The sequence below is a fragment of the Streptomyces sp. CRN 30 genome, from assembly GCF_034105845.1.
In genome coordinates, this window is the sequence record NZ_JAVRHI010000573.1 from 1 (window position 1) to 17,197 (window position 17,197).

Sequence of the window (17,197 nt, forward strand, 5' to 3'; positions counted from 1 at the left end):
CTGCGATGAACCTCACCCGACTCGACGCCTGGAACACCGGCAACCCTCGAGCCGGAACCCGCACCTCACGCTTTGAAGCACTGCGTCCCACCGCCTGACGGCGGTGGGACGCAAGATCACGGCTCGTTTCCCAACAGTGTCCCTCTCCCCGGGGGCACCGGCGTGCCCGGGGAAAGCGCGCGCCCCTGCCGGCTGTCGCGGACGGCCGATCGTGGTGCCCTTACCGGTGCCACCGATCCGTTCCCGATCAGTGACGCGTAGGGTCTGTACAGCGGATATCCCCACAGACGGAAGGGTTCACCATGGCGCAGCAGGTACGCGGCGTGATCGCCCCGGGCAAGAACGAACCGGTACGGATCGAGACGATCGTCATCCCCGATCCCGGGCCGGGCGAGGCCGTGGTGAAGGTGCAGACGTGCGGGGTGTGCCACACCGACCTGCACTACAAGCAGGGCGGCATCACCGACGACTACCCCTTCCTGCTGGGCCACGAGGCGGCGGGCGTCGTGGAGTCGGTCGGCGAGGGCGTCACCGAGGTCGCCCCCGGCGACTTCGTCGTCCTCAACTGGCGTGCCGTGTGCGGCGAGTGCCGTGCGTGTCGGCGCGGCCGGCCCTGGTACTGCTTCGCCACGCACAACGCGAAGCAGAAGATGACCCTCACCGACGGCACCGAGCTCACCCCCGCCCTCGGCATCGGCGCCTTCGCGGAGAAGACCCTCGTCGCGGCCGGCCAGTGCACCAAGGTCGACCCGGAGGCCAGCCCGGCCGCGGCCGGACTGCTCGGCTGCGGCGTCATGGCCGGCATCGGCGCCGCCATCAACACGGGCGGCGTGACCCGCGGCGACAGCGTCGCCGTCATCGGCTGCGGCGGCGTCGGTGACGCGGCCGTCGCCGGGTCCCTGCTGGCCGGCGCCGGCACGATCATCGCCGTGGACATCGACGACCGGAAGCTCGCCAAGGCCAAGGAGATGGGTGCCACGCACCTCGTCAACTCCAAGGACCAGGACCCGGTCGAGGCGATCCGCGCGCTCACCGGCGGCTTCGGCGCGGACGTCGTCATCGAGGCGGTCGGCCGCCCGGAGACGTACGAGCAGGCCTTCTACGCCCGCGACCTCGCGGGCACCGTCGTCCTGGTCGGCGTGCCCACCCCGGAGATGAAGATCGAACTGCCGCTCGCGGAGGTCTTCGGACGCGGCGGGGCCCTGAAGTCCTCCTGGTACGGCGACTGCCTGCCGAGCCGGGACTTCCCGATGCTGATCGACCTCTACCGCCAGGGCCGCCTGGACCTGGACGCGTTCGTCACCGAGACCATCCAGCTGGACCAGGTGGAGCAGGCGTTCGAGCGGATGCACCACGGTGACGTGCTGCGTTCGGTGGTGGTCCTGTGAACGCCGCGCGCGTCGACCACCTCGTCACCTCCGGGCAGTTCAGCCTCGACGGCGGCACCTGGGACGTCGACAACAACGTGTGGATCGTCGGCGACGACGAGGAGGCCGTCGTCATCGACGCCGCCCACGACGCCGACGCGATCGCCGCGGCCGTGGGCGACCGGCGGCTGCTGGCCATCGTGTGCACCCACGCCCACAACGACCACATCGACGCGGCCCCCGCCCTCGCCGAGCGCACCGGTGCGCAGATCTGGCTGCACCCGGACGACGCGCCGCTGTGGCGGCAGACCCACCCCGACCGCGACCCCGACCACTGGCTGGCCGACGGTCAGGTCATCGAGGCGGCCGGCACCGACCTGACGGTGCTGCACACCCCGGGCCACGCCCCGGGCGCGGTCTGCCTGTACGCGCCCGGACTGGGCACCGTCTTCACCGGCGACACCCTGTTCCAGGGCGGTCCGGGCGCCACCGGACGCTCGTTCTCGCACTTCCCGACGATCATCGACTCGATCCGGGACCGGCTGCTCACGCTGCCGTCCGACACGGTCGTCCGCACGGGACACGGCGACTCCAGCACGATCGGCGCCGAGGCACCCCACCTCGAGGAGTGGATCGCCCGCGGGCACTGAGCGCCCCGCCGAAGGTCCCGGAAAACACGACAGAAGGTGTCCTGCTTCCACGGCACCCTCCTGGGGAGGGACGCCGGCACACGGCCGGCGTCTCCTTCAGGAGAGGTGCGGGAACATGTCAGGACCGTTGGACGGAAAGGTCGCGCTGGTCGCCGGGGCCACGCGCGGGGCGGGACGCGGCATCGCCGTGGAACTGGGCGCGGCCGGCGCCACGGTGTACGTCACCGGCCGCAGCACGCGGGAGCGGCGCTCGGAGTACGGCCGGCCCGAGACGATCGAGGACACCGCCGACCTGGTCACCGCGGCGGGCGGCCACGGCATCGCCGTCCCCGCCGACCACCTCGACCCGGACCAGGTGCGCGCGCTGGTGAACCGGATCGCGGACGAGCAGGGCCGGCTGGACGTCCTGGTCAACGACATCTGGGGCGGCGAACTCCTCTTCGACTGGGAGGCCCCCGTCTGGGAGCACGACCTCGACAAGGGGCTGCGCCTGCTCCGGCTGGCCGTGGAGACGCATGCGATCACCAGCCACCACGCGCTGCCCCTGCTGCTGCGCAACCCGGGCGGCCTGGTCGTGGAGATGACCGACGGCACCGCCGACTACAACCGGGCGAACTACCGTGTCTCCTTCTTCTACGACCTCGCCAAGTCGTCCGTGCTGCGCATGGCGTTCGCCCTCGGCCACGAACTGGGCCCGCGCGACGCGACCGCCGTGGCCCTGACCCCGGGCTGGATGCGCTCGGAGATCATGCTCGACGAGTTCGGTGTCACCGAGGACACCTGGCGCGACGCGCTCACGAAGGTCCCGCACTTCTGCATCTCCGAGACCCCGCGCTACGTCGGCCGCGCCGTGGCCGCCCTCGCCGCCGACCCCGGCGTGGCCCGCTTCAACGGCGCCTCCCTCTCCAGCGGCGGACTGGCCCGGGAGTACGGCTTCACCGACCTCGACGGCAGCCGCCCGGACGCCTGGCGGTACATCGTCGAGGTGCAGGACGCGGGCGGGCCGGCGGACGCGGAGGGCTACCGCTGACCCGGTACCGCCGATCCGGTACCGGTGATCGGCCCCCTGCCGTACGCTCCCCGGCGGACCGGTCAGGGCGGCGGACGAGGGGGTCCGGTGGAACGTTTCGACGGGTACGGGGTGATGGTGACGGGCGCGGCCCGCGGCATCGGCGCCGCCACCGCGCGGCGGCTGGCCGGGGAGGGGGCCCGGGTGCTCGTCACCGACGTGGACCCGGGCGCGGCGGAGAAGACGGCGGCCGGGCTGCGCGAGGAGGGCCTCGTGGCACAGGCGTACGGGTGTGACGTCGGCGACCGGGAGTCGGTGGAGGCGGCCGTCGCGTACGCCGTGGAGACCCTCGGCGCGCTCGACGTGCTGGTCAACAACGCCTACGGCGCCACGCCCGACGCGCCGCTCTTCGAGGACGAGCCGGACGAGGTGTGGGCCCGCGACCTCGACCTCACCCTGACCGGCGCGTACCGCTGCTGCCGCGCGGCACTGCCCCACCTGGTGGCCTCGGGCCGGGGCGCGATCGTCAGCATCGGCTCCGTCAACGGCATCCAGGACTTCGGCAACCACGCCTACAGCGCCGCCAAGGCGGGCCTGATGTCCCTCACCCGCACCCTCGCCGGGCACGCGGCGCCGCGCGGGGTGCGGGTGAACCTGGTCGCGCCCGGCACCGTGCGCACCGCCGCGTGGGCGGGCCGCGACGCCCAGCTCGACGCGCTCGCCGGCGTCTATCCGCTCGGCCGCGTCGGCGAGCCGGAGGACATCGCGGCGGCGGTCGCGTTCCTCGCCTCGCGGGACGCCGCCTGGATCACCGGGACGACGCTCACCGTGGACGGCGGCCTGCTGTCGGTGAACACCGCGTTCCGGCAGGCGGGGTGGGAGGGGGAGTAGCGGCTGTCCTGTCACCCGGTGGCCGTCCGGGCCAGCAGCGCCGCCGTCGCGGGGTGCGCCGGGGCAGCGAACACCTGTGCCGTACGGCCCGACTCGACCACGCGGCCCGCGTCCAGGACGGTGACCGTGTCCGTGCGGTCGGCGACGAGCGGCAGGTCGTGACTGATCAGGACCAGGGCCAGAGCGTGCCGGGTGCGGAGGCCGCCGAGCAGGTCCATGATCGCCTCCGCGGTGCCGCCGTCGAGCGCGGAGGTGACCTCGTCGCAGATCAGTACGTCGGGTTCGGCGGCGAGCGCCCGCGCTATGGAGACGCGCTGACGCTGGCCGCCGGAGAGTTCGTGGGGGTAGCGGCCGGCGTACTCGGGGCCCAGCCCCACCTGGTCCAGGAGTTCCGTCACCCGAGCGGCGACCCGGTCCGGGGGGCGGCGGCGGTGCAGCCGCAGCGGCCGGCCGACCGTGTCACCCACCGTGCGGCTGGGGTTGAGGGCGCCGAGCGGGTTCTGGGTGACGAACTGGACGCGGCGCCGCTGCTCGCGGTCCCGGCCGCGCGGCCCGGCACGCAGCGGGACCCCGTCGAGGAGGACCGTGCCCGTGGTGACCGGCTGGAGCCCGACGACAGCCCGGACGAGGGTCGTCTTGCCGCACCCGGACGCGCCGACGACGCCCACCGCCGCGCCGGGGGGGACGGTGAGGCCGACGCCGTGCAGCACGGGCACCGTGCCGCGCCGGAACGTCACGGAGACGTCCCGTACGTCCAACAGGGGCGGCCCGGTGGGTGCCTCCCGGACGGGGGCGGCGGGCCGTGCCGCCGCGAACCGCCGCGGGGCGGCCCCCAGCTCCACCACCTCGTCCGCGATCCGGGCGACCAGCGCGGCGTCGTGGCAGGAGAACGCGACCGCGAGGCGGTGCTCGCGCGCCAGGTGCCGCAGCAGATCGCCGATCTCGTCCCGCAGCCCGGGATGCAGTCCGGCGGTGGGCTCGTCCAGGAGGAGCACGGCGGGGCGGCGGGCGAGGGCGCGGGCCAGCGCGACCCGCCGCTGCTGCCCGCCGGAGAGCGCGCCGGGCCGCCGCGCGGAGAGCCGGTCCTCGTCCCCGAGCCGGACCTGTGCGAGGAGGTCCGCCACCGGATCGGCGCCGCGGCCGGTGCCGCGGTCGGGGGCGAGTTCGCGGACCAGTGAGCGCACCCGCATCCGGGGATTGAGACCGGATGCGGGATCCTGGCCGACGTGGGCGAGCCGGTCGCGGCGCAGGGCGCGCAGTTCGCGTTCGGGCAGGGCGAGCACGTCGTGGCCGAGCACCTCGACGTGGCCCGCGGTGCGCGTGGTGCCGGGCGGCAGCAGTCCGGTGAGGGCGCGCAGCAGGGTCGTCTTGCCGGAGCCGGACGGTCCGGTGAGGGCGACGAGCCGGCCCGGACGCAGTTCCAGCCACGCGCCCCGGACCAGGTGCCGTCCGTCGGCGGCGGTGACGGTGAGGCCGGTGACCTCGGCGGCGGGCGCGTCCGGCAGCCCCGTCGTCCAGTGCCGGTCCCGGCCGGGCCGGTGACTCACCGCGCGGTCACCGCTTTCCGGCCGGTCCCCGGTGCGAGGGCGGCGGCCGCGAGGTTGACGCTCATCGCGAGCAGCCCGACGGCGGCGCCGGGGGCCAGGACGGCCCACGGGTTGAGAAGCAGGCCCGGGCCGTTCTCCCGGATCATCAACGCCCAGTCGGCGGCGGGCGGCTGGGGTCCGACCTGGAGGAAACCGGCGGTGGCGACGACGTAGACGGCGGCCACGAACCGCAGTCCGAACAGGGCGAGCAGCGTGGCGCGCAGATGGGGCAGCACGTCCCGGACGACCAGGTGCCACAGCCGTTCCCCGCCGGCCGCGGCGGCCTCGACGTATCCCGTGGCGGCGACCGGCGCGGCCGCGGCGGCGGCGAGCCGTACCGCGTAGGGCACGCCGAGCCCCACGGCCGCGGCGACCACGGCGAGCCGTCCGCCGCCCGGCCAGGAGAGGGCGACCAGCAGCAGGCCGAGCACGGCGGGCAGCAGCATCAGCAGGTCCGCCGTGCGTTCCACCAGCCGCCCGACCGGCGGCCGCAGCGCGCCCACCGCGCCGAGCACCGCCGCGACACCGGTCACCAGCAGGGCCACCACCAGGGAGGACACGACCAGTTCACGGCCCCCCGCGAGCACTCTGCCGAGCACGTCCCGGCCGAGCTGGTCCCCGCCGAGGAGCGCGTCCGCGCCGGGGCGCGCGTACGGTCCGGTCACCGGGGTGTCCAGGGCGTGCGGGGCCGCCCAGGGGCCCGTGAGGGCGAGGCAGACCAGCAGCAGCGCGGGCAGCACGCGCACCGCGGTGGCCGTCCGGCGCGGACGCGGGTACGCGGTCACCGGCGGTCCCCGGCCATGAGGTCCCCCGTGAGGTCGGCCAGCAGCAGGACGGCGGTGATCACCGTGCCCGCCAGGGCGGTGACCCCGGCGACCACGGGGCCGTCGCGGTCACCGGCCGCCGAGGCCAGCACCGCCCCGATGCCGGGGTGGTTGAAGACGGTCTCCACGACGACGGCACCGCCCAGCAGCATGCCGGCCGAGGTGGCGAGGCCCGTCGCGATCGCGGGCAGCGCGCCCGGCAGCACGTGCCGGAGCAGGACCCGGTGCGGGGACAGACCGTCGAGGACCGCGGTCTCCACGTGCGGGGCCCGCGCCTCGTCGGCGAGGGCGGCGCGCACGATCCGGATGTTCCAGCCGGTCTGCGGGACCGTCAGCGCCAGTACGGGCAGCACCAGCATCCGCCAGGACGTGGGGGAGCCGTCGGCGCCGGTCACGGTGGTGGCGGGCAGCAGGCCGGTCCACAGCGACAGCACCAGGACCAGCGCCACGGCCACCACGAACTCGGGCAGCGCCAGGACGGCGGTCGCCGCCCCGGACACCGTACGGTCCAGGGCGCGGCCCGGGCGCAGCGCGGCCCAGCAGCCCAGGGCCAGCGACAGCAGGGCGGTCAGCAGCAGCGCGAGGCCACCGAGGAGCAGGGTGCTGGGGAAGGCGCCGGCGAGCAGACCGGTGACCGGCTCACCCCGGGCGGAGGTGCCGAGGTCCCCGGTGGGCAGCCCGGTCATCCAGTCCGCGAACCGCTCGACGAGCGGCCGGTCCAGGCCCAGCAGGGCGCGCCGCCGGGCCAGACCGGCGGGACCCTCGCCGCGCTCGGCGGTGGTGGCGGCGGCGTCCCCGGGCAGCAGTTCGACGGTGACGAAGACCAGCGCGAGCAGCGCCGCCAGGAGCACGGCCCGCTTCAGCAGCAGGGCGCCGGCCCGCGCCGCCACGGACCGGGCCGTACGCCACGGTGGCCGGGTGCGGGCGGGCGGGGGAGAGGGGGTGGCGGATCCGACCTTCTCGGAGGCCGGCGGTCCGGGAGTCAGCGGGTCAGCCATGCCCGTTCCAGCTGGACCCGTCCGTATCCGGGCAGTTCGGGCAGGCCGCGCACCGTCGGTCCGGCCAGGTCGATGCCGTCGGCCATGCCCCACAACAGGTAGCCGGAGCGGTCGTGCTCGATGCGCTGCACCTCGTGCAGCAGTCTGTGGCGCTCCGCCGCGTCCGCGGTGCCGACGGCCTTCTCGTACGCCGCGTCGAAGGCGGCGTCGTGCCAGCCCGCCTCGTTGGTGGCGCTGCCGGAGACCATGGTCTTGCCGGCGAGGAAGACCACGGAGTCGTTGGTGCCCCAGTACGTGGTGTACAGGTCGGCCTCGAGCCAGGTCCGGTCCCAGAAGGCCGCCGACTCCTGCTCGACCACCTTGATGCGGACTCCCGCCTCACGGACCTGGGTGGCGAAGAGCGTCGCGGACTCGGCGAGCCCGGCGATGTCCTCGGTGGTGCGGAGTTCGTACGTCCTGGAGGTGTCGAAGCGCGCCTGCTCGAGCAGCTTCCGGGCTCCTCCCAGGTCGCGCCTGCGCTGCGGGACGTCCCGGGCGTACGCCGGGTCGCCGGTGCCCAGGATGTCGTTGGCGACGGTGCCGTAGCCGGACAGCACCTGCCGCACCATGGCCTCGCGGTCGACGGCCAGCCGCAGCGCCTCGCGGACCCTGCGGTCGGCGAACGGCCCGTCGGCGGTGCGCATCACGATCGGCATCGCCATGTCGTCGGGGCGGCGCACGACCCGTATCCGCCCCCGCGACCGCGCGGTACGGGCGGCCACCGCGCCGACGTTCGAGGCGAGGTCCAACTGGCCGGAGAGCAGGGCGCTCGCCATCGCCTGCGGGCTCTCGAAGATCCGCACCTCGATCGCGTCCAGGTGCACCGTGCCGCCGTACCAGTCCTCGTTGCGCACCAGCCGGGCGTTGCCGCCGCGGAACCAGTCGAGGCGGAACGGGCCGGTGCCGGGCGCCTCGGCGATCGCCTTGTCGCTGGACCCCTCGGGGACGACGAAGGTGGTGAGCCGGAGCAGCGTCGGCAGTTCGGCGTTGGGGTGGTCGCAGACGAGGACGACCGTGCCGGGGCCGTCCGCGGTGATGTCGCGCGCCCGGACGCCGGGCAGCCGGGACGCGCCGGACGGGGTGGCACGCAGCCGGCGCAGCGAGAAGACCACGTCGTCGGCGGTGACGGGCGAGCCGTCGTGGAACGTGGCGCCCTCGGCGAGGGTGAGGCGCCAGGTCCGCAGGTCGTCCGAGGCCCGCCACTTCCTGGCCAGCCGGGGCGCGGTGTTCGTCTTCGCGCCGGGCACGGTCAGCGTGTCGTACAGCAGGCTGATGATGAGGTAGTCGCTCTCGTTGGCCTGGGTGCCGTGCGGGTCGCGGGTGAGGGCGCCCGCCCGGCCCAGCGCGCCCACCCGCAGGGTGCCGCCGGAGCGGGGTGCGCCGTCGTCCGGCGCGGGGGAGCCGGCCCGCCCCGCCTTCTCCGCACCGTCGCCGCCGCACGCCGTGAGCAGTGCTGTCGCGCCCAGTCCGCCGCCGATCCACAACAGTTGACGCCTCGACAGGTTCACATCGTCCTCGTTTCGCAGGCGGTGCACAGGCAGGGTGCGGACAGTGCGCGGACAGTGCGCGGACGGCGCACGAACGTCGTACGGACAGTGCGCATTCTTAGGTTTGCCTACCCTGATTGGCACTTGTGTGCAAGCGAGTGATCTGCGACGAATTGGTCCTTACCTAACCCTTACTTAGGTATGCCTTGCCTGCACCCTGCGGGGACCCTATGGTTCCGGATGACCCCCCTCTCCGTGGCCTGCGCCGATGCCCGTTCGGCGGGCAAGGGGTCGCACCGCCCTGCCCGGACGACGGCAGGACCATGCCTCCTCCCGACACGAAATGGTTGCGCCCATGGAACTGGGAGCCGCCCCCGCGCGTACGCTCGATCAGCGCACGACGAGGGAGCTCACGACCACCGCCCGCACGCTCCTCACCGACCACACCGACCTCACCGGCCGTGCCGACCTCACCGACGCGGCCGCCCACCGGGAGCTGCTGTCCGCCGTGCGCCGCGCCGCCCCCGCGCTCGGCGACCGCGTCCGCCACGCCTGCCGCCCCGTCGACACCCCGGACGGACTCTTCGTCCTCAAGGGGCTGCCCGTCGACGACGCCGCCCTCGGCCCCACCCCCGGCCACTGGTCGGCCGCCGGTGGGGCCGGCGCGCTCCACGACATCGTTCTCCTGCTGCTGTCCGCCCTGATGGGCACGCCGCTGGCCTGGGAAGGCCAGCAGGACGGACGCTTCGTCCACAACATCGTCCCCTCGCCCGGCCACGAGCGGGCCCAGACCGGTGCCAGCAGCGCCACCCTGCTCAGCCCGCACACCGAGGACGCCTTCCACCCCGGCCGCGCCCACCTGCTGGTCCTCGGCTGTCTGCGCAACCACGACCGGGTGGCGACCACCGCGGCCAGCGTCCGCCGCGCCCGGCTCTCCGACGCCGACGTGGACCTGCTGTCGCGCCCCGTGCTCCCGATCCTCCCGGACGCCGCCTACACGCAGGCCCGGAACCACGTGGGCCGGCCCCCGGCCGTCGCCACCCTGTGGCGGTCGCCGGACGGCCCGCGGCTGCGCTTCGACCCGGCGTACACCCCGCTGGACCGGGCCGGCGCCGCGCACCGGGCCGCCTACCGCCGCCTGACGGACGAACTGACCCGGGTCTCCGTGGCGGTGACCCTCGCACCGGGCGACGTCCTCGTCGTCGACAACGACCTCGTCGTCCACGGCCGCGTCCCCTTCCGCGCCCGCTACGACGGCACCGACCGCTGGCTGAAGAGAACGTCCGTCCGCGTACCGGGGTGCCGCACGCGTCCCGCCGCCGAACGGCACGAACACGGTTACGGGCAACGGACGACGGAGGCTTTCGCATGACGGCACACGGCACGAACGGCGCATCCGACCCGCGCGCGTCCGACGACAGGAGTCTGCGCGTCCTCGCCACCGGCGACCTCGCGGACCTCGACATCTCCCCGGCCGACGTGATCGACGTCGTCGAACAGGCCTACCGCACCCTCGCCGACGGCCGCTCCGACAACCCCCGCAAGCTCACCGTCAGAGCCGGTGACGGCCACTCCGTCGCCTACGCCATGCTCGCCCGCGACGGCGCCCGCGACGTGGTCGGCGTGAAGACCTCGTACAAGCACGGCCTCGGCGAGGACCGTGACCGGCAGCACTACTACACGACCCTGACCCTCTACGACGACGTCACGGGGCTGCCCGTCGCGATGATGGACTGCGGCCGGATCGGCGCCCTGCGCACCCCGGCGGCCTCCGCCCTCCTGGCCCGCGAACTGGCCGCTCCCGAGGCCCGTACGGCCCTTGTCATCGGCACCGGCACCCAGGGGCGGCTCGCCCTGCCCTTCCTGCTCACGGCGCTCCCGCGGCTGGACCGGCTGATGCTGTACGGCACCCGTCCGGACGGGGTGCGGGCCGTGCGCGAACAACTGCGGACGTACTTCCCCGGCCGTGACGCGGAGGTCGTCGAGGACCTCACGGGCCTGGACGCGGCGGCCTCGGACGCCGACCTCGTCGTCGCCACCGCCGGGCCGCACACACCGGCCGCCGTTGCCGCGGACCGGCTGAGACCCGGCGCCCTGACGGTGCTCGTCGGCCACGGCCTCGCCCCCTCCACCCTGCACCGCGCCGACCGCGTCGTCGCCACCAGCGCCGCCCAGATGCGGGTCACGGGGACGGACATGGCCGACGCCGGCGGCCGGCTGCGGGCCGCCGACGCCGAGTTCCCCGAGGTGCTGGCCGGCCGGGCGGCCGGCCGGACCGGCGCCGGGCAGCGGATCTTCGCGTACAACAGCGGCCTCGTCGTCACCGACATCGCCCTCGGCCACCGCCTCGCCCAACTCGCCCTCGCTCAGGGGCTGGGGACGCGGGTGCCGCTGTGGCGGTGAACGGCCCCACGGGTGGGCCGGTGCTCCCGGCCCACCCCGATCCGTGGCTGGAGGACGTGCTGCGCGGCCCCCTGCCGCACGAACTGGCGTATGCCTTCGGCGGGCCGTACCACCTGCTGCTCCCGCACCGCTTCGACCGCAACACGGCCGCGTTCGAGGCGGCCCTGGACGAGGCGGGCGTGACCGGACAGGTGCACTACGCGAAGAAGGCCAACAAGGCCGCCGTCTGGATCGAGCGGTGCGCGGCGCACGGCATCGGCGTCGACGTGGCGAGCGCCGGAGAGCTGCGCGAGACGCTCGCCCACGGGGTGCGCGGCGAGGACGTCGTCGTCACCGGACCCGCCAAGGACGGTGAACTGCTGCGCGTGGCCGTGCTCCAGGGGTGCCTCGTCACCGTCGACGCCCCCGACGAGCTCGAACGGGTGATCACCGTGGCCGGGGGGACGCGTCCCGTGCGCGTCCTGCTGCGCCGCCTCCCGCCCGGACAGCCGGACAGCCGGTTCGGCCTGGACGACGCGGAGCTCGGCACCGCGCTGCGGCGCTGCCGGGACGCGCGGGACACCGTACGGCTGGAGGGGTTCTCGTTCCACCTGGCCGGGTACGAGGCCGGACCGCGCGCCGCACTGGCGCACGAACTGATCGAGTGGTGCCGCAGGGCCCGGGCGTCGGGCCACCCGGCGGACCGGATCAGCATCGGCGGCGGCTTCGCCGTCGACTACGTGGACGCGGCCGACTGGGAACGGTTCACCCGCGCCCAGCGCCCCACCGACTACCACGCGGGCAGGTCCTTCACCACCGCCGACTTCTACCCGTACCACTCGCCCCTCGCCGGGGCCGACATGCTGCGCGCCGTCCTCGCCGCGCGCCCGGCGGGCGGCGGCGCCACCCTCGCCGCCCGGCTGCGCGGGGCCGGGGTACGGCTGCTGCTGGAGCCGGGCCGCGCGCTGCTGGACCGGGCCGGGTGCACGGTCTTCCGGGTGCAGGGCGTCAAGGAGCGCGACGGGTACGGCATCCTCACGGTGAACGGGACCAGCCTGAGCCTGTCGGAGCAGTGGTTCGGGAGCGAGTACCTCCCCGATCCCGTGCTGCTGCGGGAGCCGCCCGGGGACACGGGCGGGGAAGAGCCCTTCCGCGCCTGTGTCGGCGGCGCCACCTGTCTGGAGCCGGACCTGCTCACCTGGCGCCGGATCGTCCTCCCGCACCGGCCGCGCCCCGGCGACCTGCTGGTCTACCCCAACACCGCCGGATACCAGATGGACTCCAACGAGTCGCCCTTCCACGACCTGCCGCTGCCGCCGAAGGCCGTGCTCGAGGACGCGCACGGACGTGTCCGCTGGCGGCTGGACCGCCGTACGCCCTGCTGACCGACCACACTCCCGCGTCGACCTTGGAGTCCTTCATGCGCGAGGCGTTCACGCGTCCGGCCGTCGTCAGCCGCGTCTCCGACCTCATCGGCCACACCCCCCTGTTCGAACTCTGCCGCACCGGCGACGGCAGCCGGCTGCTGTTGAAACTGGAGCAGTTCAACCCCACCGGCAGCGCGAAGATCCGCATGGCCCGCCGGATGGTCCTCGCCGCCGAGGAGAGCGGGCTGCTGCGCCCGGGCGGCCGGATCGTCGAGTCGACCTCCGGCAACACCGGCCTCGGCCTCGCCGTCATCGCCGCCGAACGCGGCTACGCCTTCACCGCCGTCGTCGACCACCACGCCTGCGCCGACAAGCTGCGCGGCATGCGGGCCCTCGGCGCCGAGCTGGTGTACGTCGCGGAGGAGGGCGACGGGAACGACGGGGCCCTCGCCACGGCGGCCCGCGAGGAACTCGCCGAGCGGCTGGCCCGTGCGGACGACGGCGCCGTCTTCACCGAGCAGCACAACAACCCGGCCAACGCGGCCGGTTACCACCCCGTCGCCCGCGAACTGGACGCGGCGCTCGACGGCCGCATCGACGTCCTCCTCGGGGCCGTCGGCACCGGCGGCGGCCTGTGCGGCACCGGGGGCGCGCTCCGCCGCACCGTGCCCGGGGTGCGGATCGTCGGCGTGGAGCCCAAGGGCTCGATCGCCTTCGGCGGCCCCGCGCACGACTACCACCAGTCCGGCACCGGCACCCCCGAGGGCGCCCCGGTCGGCGCCCTCGTCGACTTCGGCCTGATCGACGAGGGCGTGAAGGTGGGCGACGTGGAGGCGTTCGCCGCCGCCCGGGTGGTCGCCCGCCGTACCGGACTGCTGATCGGCGGCTCCGCGGGCGGGGTGGTGCACGAGGCGCTGCACCGGATGGCCTCCCCGCGGACCGGGCCCGGAACGACTATGGTCGCGCTGCTCAACGACGGCGGGGAGAAGTACATGGACACCGTCTTCGACGACGACTGGATGCGTGCGCGCGGCCTCGTCGACCCCGCGGCCGAACACGAGGTGGCCGAACTGCTGACCGCCCTCCGCCGGGAGACCGAGACCCCCACATGACCCGCCCACCCCGCACGGCCGCGTGGCGCACCCTGCTCCACGACGGCCGCTCCCTCGCCACGCTGGCCGTGCCGCTGGCCCTGACCCAGCTCGCCCAGGTCGCCCTCACCACCACGGACACGGTGGTGATGGGCCTCATGGGCGCCGAGGCCCTCGCGGCCGGCGGCCTCGCCCTGGTGATCTTCAACCAGCTGCGCACCATGGGCGTGGGCCTGGTCACCGCCGTGGGCAACCAGGTGGCCGCCGCGGCCGCGCGCGCCGAGTCCGCCGCCACGGAGGCGGTCCGGCGGGAGGCCGGCGAGGAGGTGCGCGACCTCCTGCGGGCCGCCCTCGTCCTCGCGACCCTGGCCGGGGCGGCGGGCGCCGTCCTCATGGTGCTCCTCGGCCACGTGGTCGGCCTGCTCGGCCAGGACGCGGGCGTGGTGGCGGCGGCCCGGCCCGTCCTCCTCGCGCTGGCCCCCGGCCTCGTGCCCTGCCTGTGGTTCCAGGCCGTGCGCCAGTTCACCGTCGGCATGCGCCGCCCGCGCGCGCTGCTGCGCATCACCCTCGCCTCCGTCGCCGTCAACGCGGCCCTCGACTGGGGCCTCGTGCACGGCACCTGGTACCTCCCCGAACTGGGCCTGCCCGGCATCGGCGTGGCCACCTCGCTGGTGCACCTGCTGTCCTTCCTGGCCCTGTACGCCGCCACCCGGCGCGACCCGGAGCTCGCCGCGCTGCTGGACGGCGGCGTGCCCCGGGTGTGGCGCACCCGCGCCGCCCCCCTGCGCCGCCTCACCGCGCTCGGCACGCCCATCGCCGCGACGTACGGCTCCGAGGCCGGGTTCTTCCTCGTGGTCGCGCTGATCGCCGGCACCTTCGGCGAGGCGGCCCTCGCGGCGCACACCGCCGTCAACCAGTGCGTGTACGTGGTCTTCCAGATCGCCGTCGGCCTCTCCCACGCGGCCTCCCTCCACGTCAGCCGCGCCCTGGCCCTCGGCGCCGTGGACGCCGCCCGCCGCGTCCGCACCACCGCGCTGGTGTGCGCGGCCGCCGTGACGACGGCCGTCGGCACCGTGTACGTCCTGGCGCCCGGCCTCGTGCTGCGCCCCTTCCTCGGCCCGGCCGGCAGCACGGCCGGCGCCCTCGCCACCGAGCTGCTCCTGGTGGCGGCCGTCCTGCAAATCGTCGACTGCGCGCAGAACATCGGCGTCGGCCTGCTGCGCGGCCTGGACGACACCCGGGGCGGCTTCCACGTCACGCTGGTCGGCTACTGGCTCGTCGGGCTCCCCGCCGCCTGGCTGCTCGCCCGGCCCGCGCGCCTCGGCACCACCGGCGTCTGGCTCGGCCTGCTCACCGGACTCACCGTCACCGCGCTGCTGCTCCTGCGCCGGTACGGCCGCGGTCTGGCCCTCCGCGCGGCCGCCGCACCGCTTCCCATAACCGGCTGACCCGTCACACCACCCCCTCGCGTCACTCGTCCCCCTGTTCGAGTAACCGTTTCGTCTCAACCACCCCGATTCCACAACCCCCGCTCTGCGAACCCTGTCCCCTCAGGTGGAAACCCGTACCGACACAGGGAAGGGCCCGCCATGGGGGACATACACAGACGGGGCGCCGTCACACTCGGGATCACCGCACTGGTGGCACCGCTCACGCTCGCACTGGGCGCCGCGCCCGCGCACGCGGCAAGCTGCACGGCGACGACCGGGACGCATCAGAAGCAGGTCGAGAAGTTCCTCGGCCGGCCCGTCGACGGCAAGCAGTCCACCGCCGACTGCAAGGCGGTGAAGGCCTTCCAGACCAAGCACGGCATCACGCCCAACGCCGGGTACGCGGGCCCGGTCACCTGGGGCGTGATGAACCTGATGAACAAGCAGAAGGCGGTGGGCAAGAACCCGAACAAGGCCGGCAAGTGCCCCGTCAACAAGGGCCGCATCGCCTGCGTCGACCTGACCCTGCAGCTGAGCTGGATCCAGGACGGGAAGAAGCTCGTGTACGGGCCGGTACCGGTGCGCACCGGCCGCGACGGCTACGAGACCCGTACCGGGCTCAAGAAGATCTACTGGCGCAACATCGCCCACCACTCGACCATCTACGACGTGCCGATGCCCTACAGCCAGTTCTTCGACGGCGGCCAGGCGTTCCACTCGGCGAACGTCAGCATGTGGAACCCGCCCGGCTCCCGCGGCTGCGTCAACATGACGAAGACCGACGCCAAGAAGTACTGGTCGCTGCTGAAGAACGGCGATGACGTGTACGTGTACGGCCGGAAGCCGGGCACCTGACGGTCGCCGGGGGCGTGACGGTCACCGGGGGCCCCACACCCCGGGCCCGTCCCCGAAGTCCGGGATCTCCAGCCGCTCCCCGCCGCGCAGCGCGGACTCGTGCGCGACGATGCCCGGCAGGGTGTAGCGGGCGGCCAGCCACGCGTCGACGGCCGGCCGCGTCCGTCCCTCGACCGCCGTCACGAAGTCGTCCACCAGGAAGTGGTGGCTGCCCTCGTGACCGTTGGGGAGGTGGTCGAAGGCGCGGGGCAGCCGCGACCGGTCGTGCACCGGTGCCGAACCGGAGGTGAAGGCGGCCCGCAGCTCGGGCGCGACGTGCGCCAGCCGCGGGTCGTCGGGCGCCATGGTGGGCCGGGGTTCCAGCAGCTCCGTGATGTCCGTGACCCCCTTCTCGTCCTGCCACAGGGCCACCGTGGCGAGCTGCTCCATGCCGGCCTCGGTCCCGAAGAACCGGAACCGCGACTCCCGGATGTGCGAGGGCGACCCGGGCGGGCCGCTCACCCCGGACGGGGAGCGCGGCAGCGCCGTCTCGCTGCTCACCGTCCCCAGCATCCGCCACGAGATCCGCGCCGCCACCGGTGACGACCCGACGTACGAGGAGATTCTCGCCCGCGCCGCCGCCGGGGACCGCCTGCACGCCCGCGTCGTCGACGAGGCCGCCCGCGCCCTCGGCACCCTGCTCGTGCAGATCGCCAACTTGGCCATGCCGCAGAGGATCCCGCTCGCCGACGAGGGCGTCGGACTGCTGGACGTGGCCGGCGGCCTGGTGCACGAGACCCTGCGCGCCCACCGCCATCCGCTCGCCGGACCGGTGCCGCTGGAGACCAAGGTCTCCGACTTCCACGACTGGGCCAGGGGGGGCCGCCGTGCCGGCGATCCAGGTGCTCGTCCTGGGAGCCGTCACGGGGGGACACGCATCCGTAGTGACGGAACACACAGCGTGATCAGCTTCACGGTCCGTAATGTCGGAAGCGGCACATTTACTCACATCGCCTTCACGGTCGGCGCCGTAGGCTTCACGACATGTCCACCACTGTCAAAGGCGTCCCGGGAAGGACGGACCGAACGGCGGCCCAGGTCAACGAAGAGATCCGGGCCCTCTGGTTCCGCAGCGGCGGAACCCTGAACAGTGAGCAGCGACGCGAGTACCAACGGCTCGTCCTGGAGTGGGCGGCGGCGTCGCCCGATCCCGATTCCGATTCCGGGGAAGCGCCCTAGCCG

The 17,197-nt window shown here is 74.4% G+C and carries 15 protein-coding genes and 2 pseudogenes; 12 read left to right on the forward strand and 5 right to left on the reverse strand.

Features of this window, described 5'->3' with window-relative positions; translation table 11 throughout:
• Positions 1-302: 302 nt before the first annotated feature.
• The 4 genes from UW392_RS66565 (at position 303) to UW392_RS66580 (ending at position 3,917) form a co-directional block, all read left to right on the forward strand.
• Entirely contained in the window at positions 303-1,388 is a 1,086-nt protein-coding gene (locus UW392_RS66565; RefSeq protein WP_320785184.1) for an S-(hydroxymethyl)mycothiol dehydrogenase, read from the forward strand.
• The gene (locus tag UW392_RS66570; RefSeq protein ID WP_320785185.1) at positions 1,385-2,017 is read left to right on the forward strand and encodes an MBL fold metallo-hydrolase; all 633 of its coding nucleotides are present in this window, start codon (positions 1,385-1,387) and stop codon (positions 2,015-2,017) included. The genes UW392_RS66565 and UW392_RS66570 overlap by 4 nt, the downstream gene beginning before the upstream one ends.
• A gap of 115 nt (positions 2,018-2,132) precedes the next feature.
• On the forward strand, positions 2,133-3,047 hold the full coding sequence (locus UW392_RS66575; RefSeq protein ID WP_320785186.1) for an SDR family oxidoreductase: 915 nt from the start codon (positions 2,133-2,135) through the stop codon (positions 3,045-3,047).
• Positions 3,048-3,161: 114 nt separating this feature from the next.
• Entirely contained in the window at positions 3,162-3,917 is a 756-nt protein-coding gene (locus UW392_RS66580; protein ID WP_320785217.1) for an SDR family NAD(P)-dependent oxidoreductase, read from the forward strand.
• An 11-nt stretch (positions 3,918-3,928) separates the two neighbouring features.
• Here the strand turns inward: UW392_RS66580 and UW392_RS66585 are convergent, their stop codons facing one another.
• From UW392_RS66585 to UW392_RS66600, 4 genes are read right to left on the reverse strand one after another with little or no spacing between them, the layout of a single operon-like run.
• A complete protein-coding gene (locus UW392_RS66585; RefSeq protein WP_320785187.1) occupies positions 3,929-5,464 on the reverse strand; it encodes an ABC transporter ATP-binding protein in 1,536 nt (511 codons plus the stop codon).
• Positions 5,461-6,288, reverse strand: coding sequence for an ABC transporter permease (locus UW392_RS66590; protein ID WP_320785188.1), 828 nt, complete (start codon positions 6,286-6,288; stop codon positions 5,461-5,463). Before UW392_RS66590 ends, UW392_RS66585 begins: the two co-directional genes overlap by 4 nt.
• The gene (locus UW392_RS66595) at positions 6,285-7,325 is read right to left on the reverse strand and encodes an ABC transporter permease (RefSeq protein ID WP_320785189.1); all 1,041 of its coding nucleotides are present in this window, start codon (positions 7,323-7,325) and stop codon (positions 6,285-6,287) included. Before UW392_RS66595 ends, UW392_RS66590 begins: the two co-directional genes overlap by 4 nt.
• A complete protein-coding gene (locus UW392_RS66600) occupies positions 7,310-8,872 on the reverse strand; it encodes an ABC transporter substrate-binding protein (RefSeq protein ID WP_320785190.1) in 1,563 nt (520 codons plus the stop codon). The genes UW392_RS66595 and UW392_RS66600 overlap by 16 nt, the downstream gene beginning before the upstream one ends.
• A 334-nt stretch (positions 8,873-9,206) precedes the next feature.
• Between UW392_RS66600 and UW392_RS66605 the strand changes: the two genes are divergently transcribed.
• The 6 genes from UW392_RS66605 to UW392_RS66630 all read left to right on the forward strand — a co-directional run bounded on the left by UW392_RS66605 (position 9,207) and on the right by UW392_RS66630 (position 15,976).
• On the forward strand, positions 9,207-10,223 hold the full coding sequence (locus UW392_RS66605; RefSeq protein ID WP_320785191.1) for a TauD/TfdA family dioxygenase: 1,017 nt from the start codon (positions 9,207-9,209) through the stop codon (positions 10,221-10,223).
• The gene (locus UW392_RS66610; RefSeq protein WP_320785192.1) at positions 10,220-11,254 is read left to right on the forward strand and encodes an ornithine cyclodeaminase family protein; all 1,035 of its coding nucleotides are present in this window, start codon (positions 10,220-10,222) and stop codon (positions 11,252-11,254) included. The genes UW392_RS66605 and UW392_RS66610 overlap by 4 nt, the downstream gene beginning before the upstream one ends.
• Positions 11,245-12,618 carry a Y4yA family PLP-dependent enzyme gene (locus UW392_RS66615; RefSeq protein ID WP_320785193.1) on the forward strand — a complete coding sequence of 458 codons (1,374 nt, stop codon included), beginning with the start codon at positions 11,245-11,247 and terminating at the stop codon, positions 12,616-12,618. The genes UW392_RS66610 and UW392_RS66615 overlap by 10 nt, the downstream gene beginning before the upstream one ends.
• Positions 12,619-12,653: 35 nt before the next feature.
• Positions 12,654-13,712 carry a cysteine synthase family protein gene (locus UW392_RS66620; protein WP_320785194.1) on the forward strand — a complete coding sequence of 353 codons (1,059 nt, stop codon included), beginning with the start codon at positions 12,654-12,656 and terminating at the stop codon, positions 13,710-13,712.
• Positions 13,709-15,139: an MATE family efflux transporter gene (locus tag UW392_RS66625; RefSeq protein WP_320785195.1), complete on the forward strand. Its 1,431-nt coding sequence runs from the start codon at positions 13,709-13,711 to the stop codon at positions 15,137-15,139. The genes UW392_RS66620 and UW392_RS66625 overlap by 4 nt, the downstream gene beginning before the upstream one ends.
• A gap of 141 nt (positions 15,140-15,280) precedes the next feature.
• A complete protein-coding gene (locus tag UW392_RS66630) occupies positions 15,281-15,976 on the forward strand; it encodes a L,D-transpeptidase family protein (protein ID WP_320785196.1) in 696 nt (231 codons plus the stop codon).
• Positions 15,977-15,997: 21 nt separating this feature from the next.
• Here the strand turns inward: UW392_RS66630 and UW392_RS66635 are convergent.
• A pseudogene (locus UW392_RS66635) lies at positions 15,998-16,462 on the reverse strand (gfo/Idh/MocA family oxidoreductase); the annotation flags it as partial.
• On the opposite strand from UW392_RS66635, the pseudogene UW392_RS66640 reads away from it, so the two are divergent.
• A pseudogene (locus UW392_RS66640) lies at positions 16,458-16,920 on the forward strand (MarR family transcriptional regulator); the annotation flags it as partial. The pseudogenes UW392_RS66635 and UW392_RS66640 overlap by 5 nt on opposite strands.
• Before the next feature lie 79 nt (positions 16,921-16,999).
• Positions 17,000-17,194: a hypothetical protein gene (locus UW392_RS66645; protein ID WP_320785197.1), complete on the forward strand. Its 195-nt coding sequence runs from the start codon at positions 17,000-17,002 to the stop codon at positions 17,192-17,194.
• Positions 17,195-17,197 lie beyond the last annotated feature (3 nt).

Coding starts and splice junctions, on each gene's coding strand:
- UW392_RS66565 (WP_320785184.1), top strand. CDS start 303: ATGGCGCAGCAGGTACGCGGCGTGATCGCCCCGGGCAAGAACGAACCG.
- UW392_RS66575 (WP_320785186.1), top strand. CDS start 2,133: ATGTCAGGACCGTTGGACGGAAAGGTCGCGCTGGTCGCCGGGGCCACG.
- UW392_RS66580 (WP_320785217.1), top strand. CDS start 3,162: ATGGTGACGGGCGCGGCCCGCGGCATCGGCGCCGCCACCGCGCGGCGG.
- UW392_RS66595 (WP_320785189.1), bottom strand. CDS start 7,325: ATGGCTGACCCGCTGACTCCCGGACCGCCGGCCTCCGAGAAGGTCGGA.
- UW392_RS66605 (WP_320785191.1), top strand. CDS start 9,207: ATGGAACTGGGAGCCGCCCCCGCGCGTACGCTCGATCAGCGCACGACG.
- UW392_RS66610 (WP_320785192.1), top strand. CDS start 10,220: ATGACGGCACACGGCACGAACGGCGCATCCGACCCGCGCGCGTCCGAC.
- UW392_RS66620 (WP_320785194.1), top strand. CDS start 12,654: ATGCGCGAGGCGTTCACGCGTCCGGCCGTCGTCAGCCGCGTCTCCGAC.
- UW392_RS66625 (WP_320785195.1), top strand. CDS start 13,709: ATGACCCGCCCACCCCGCACGGCCGCGTGGCGCACCCTGCTCCACGAC.
- UW392_RS66630 (WP_320785196.1), top strand. CDS start 15,281: ATGGGGGACATACACAGACGGGGCGCCGTCACACTCGGGATCACCGCA.
- UW392_RS66645 (WP_320785197.1), top strand. CDS start 17,000: ATGTCCACCACTGTCAAAGGCGTCCCGGGAAGGACGGACCGAACGGCG.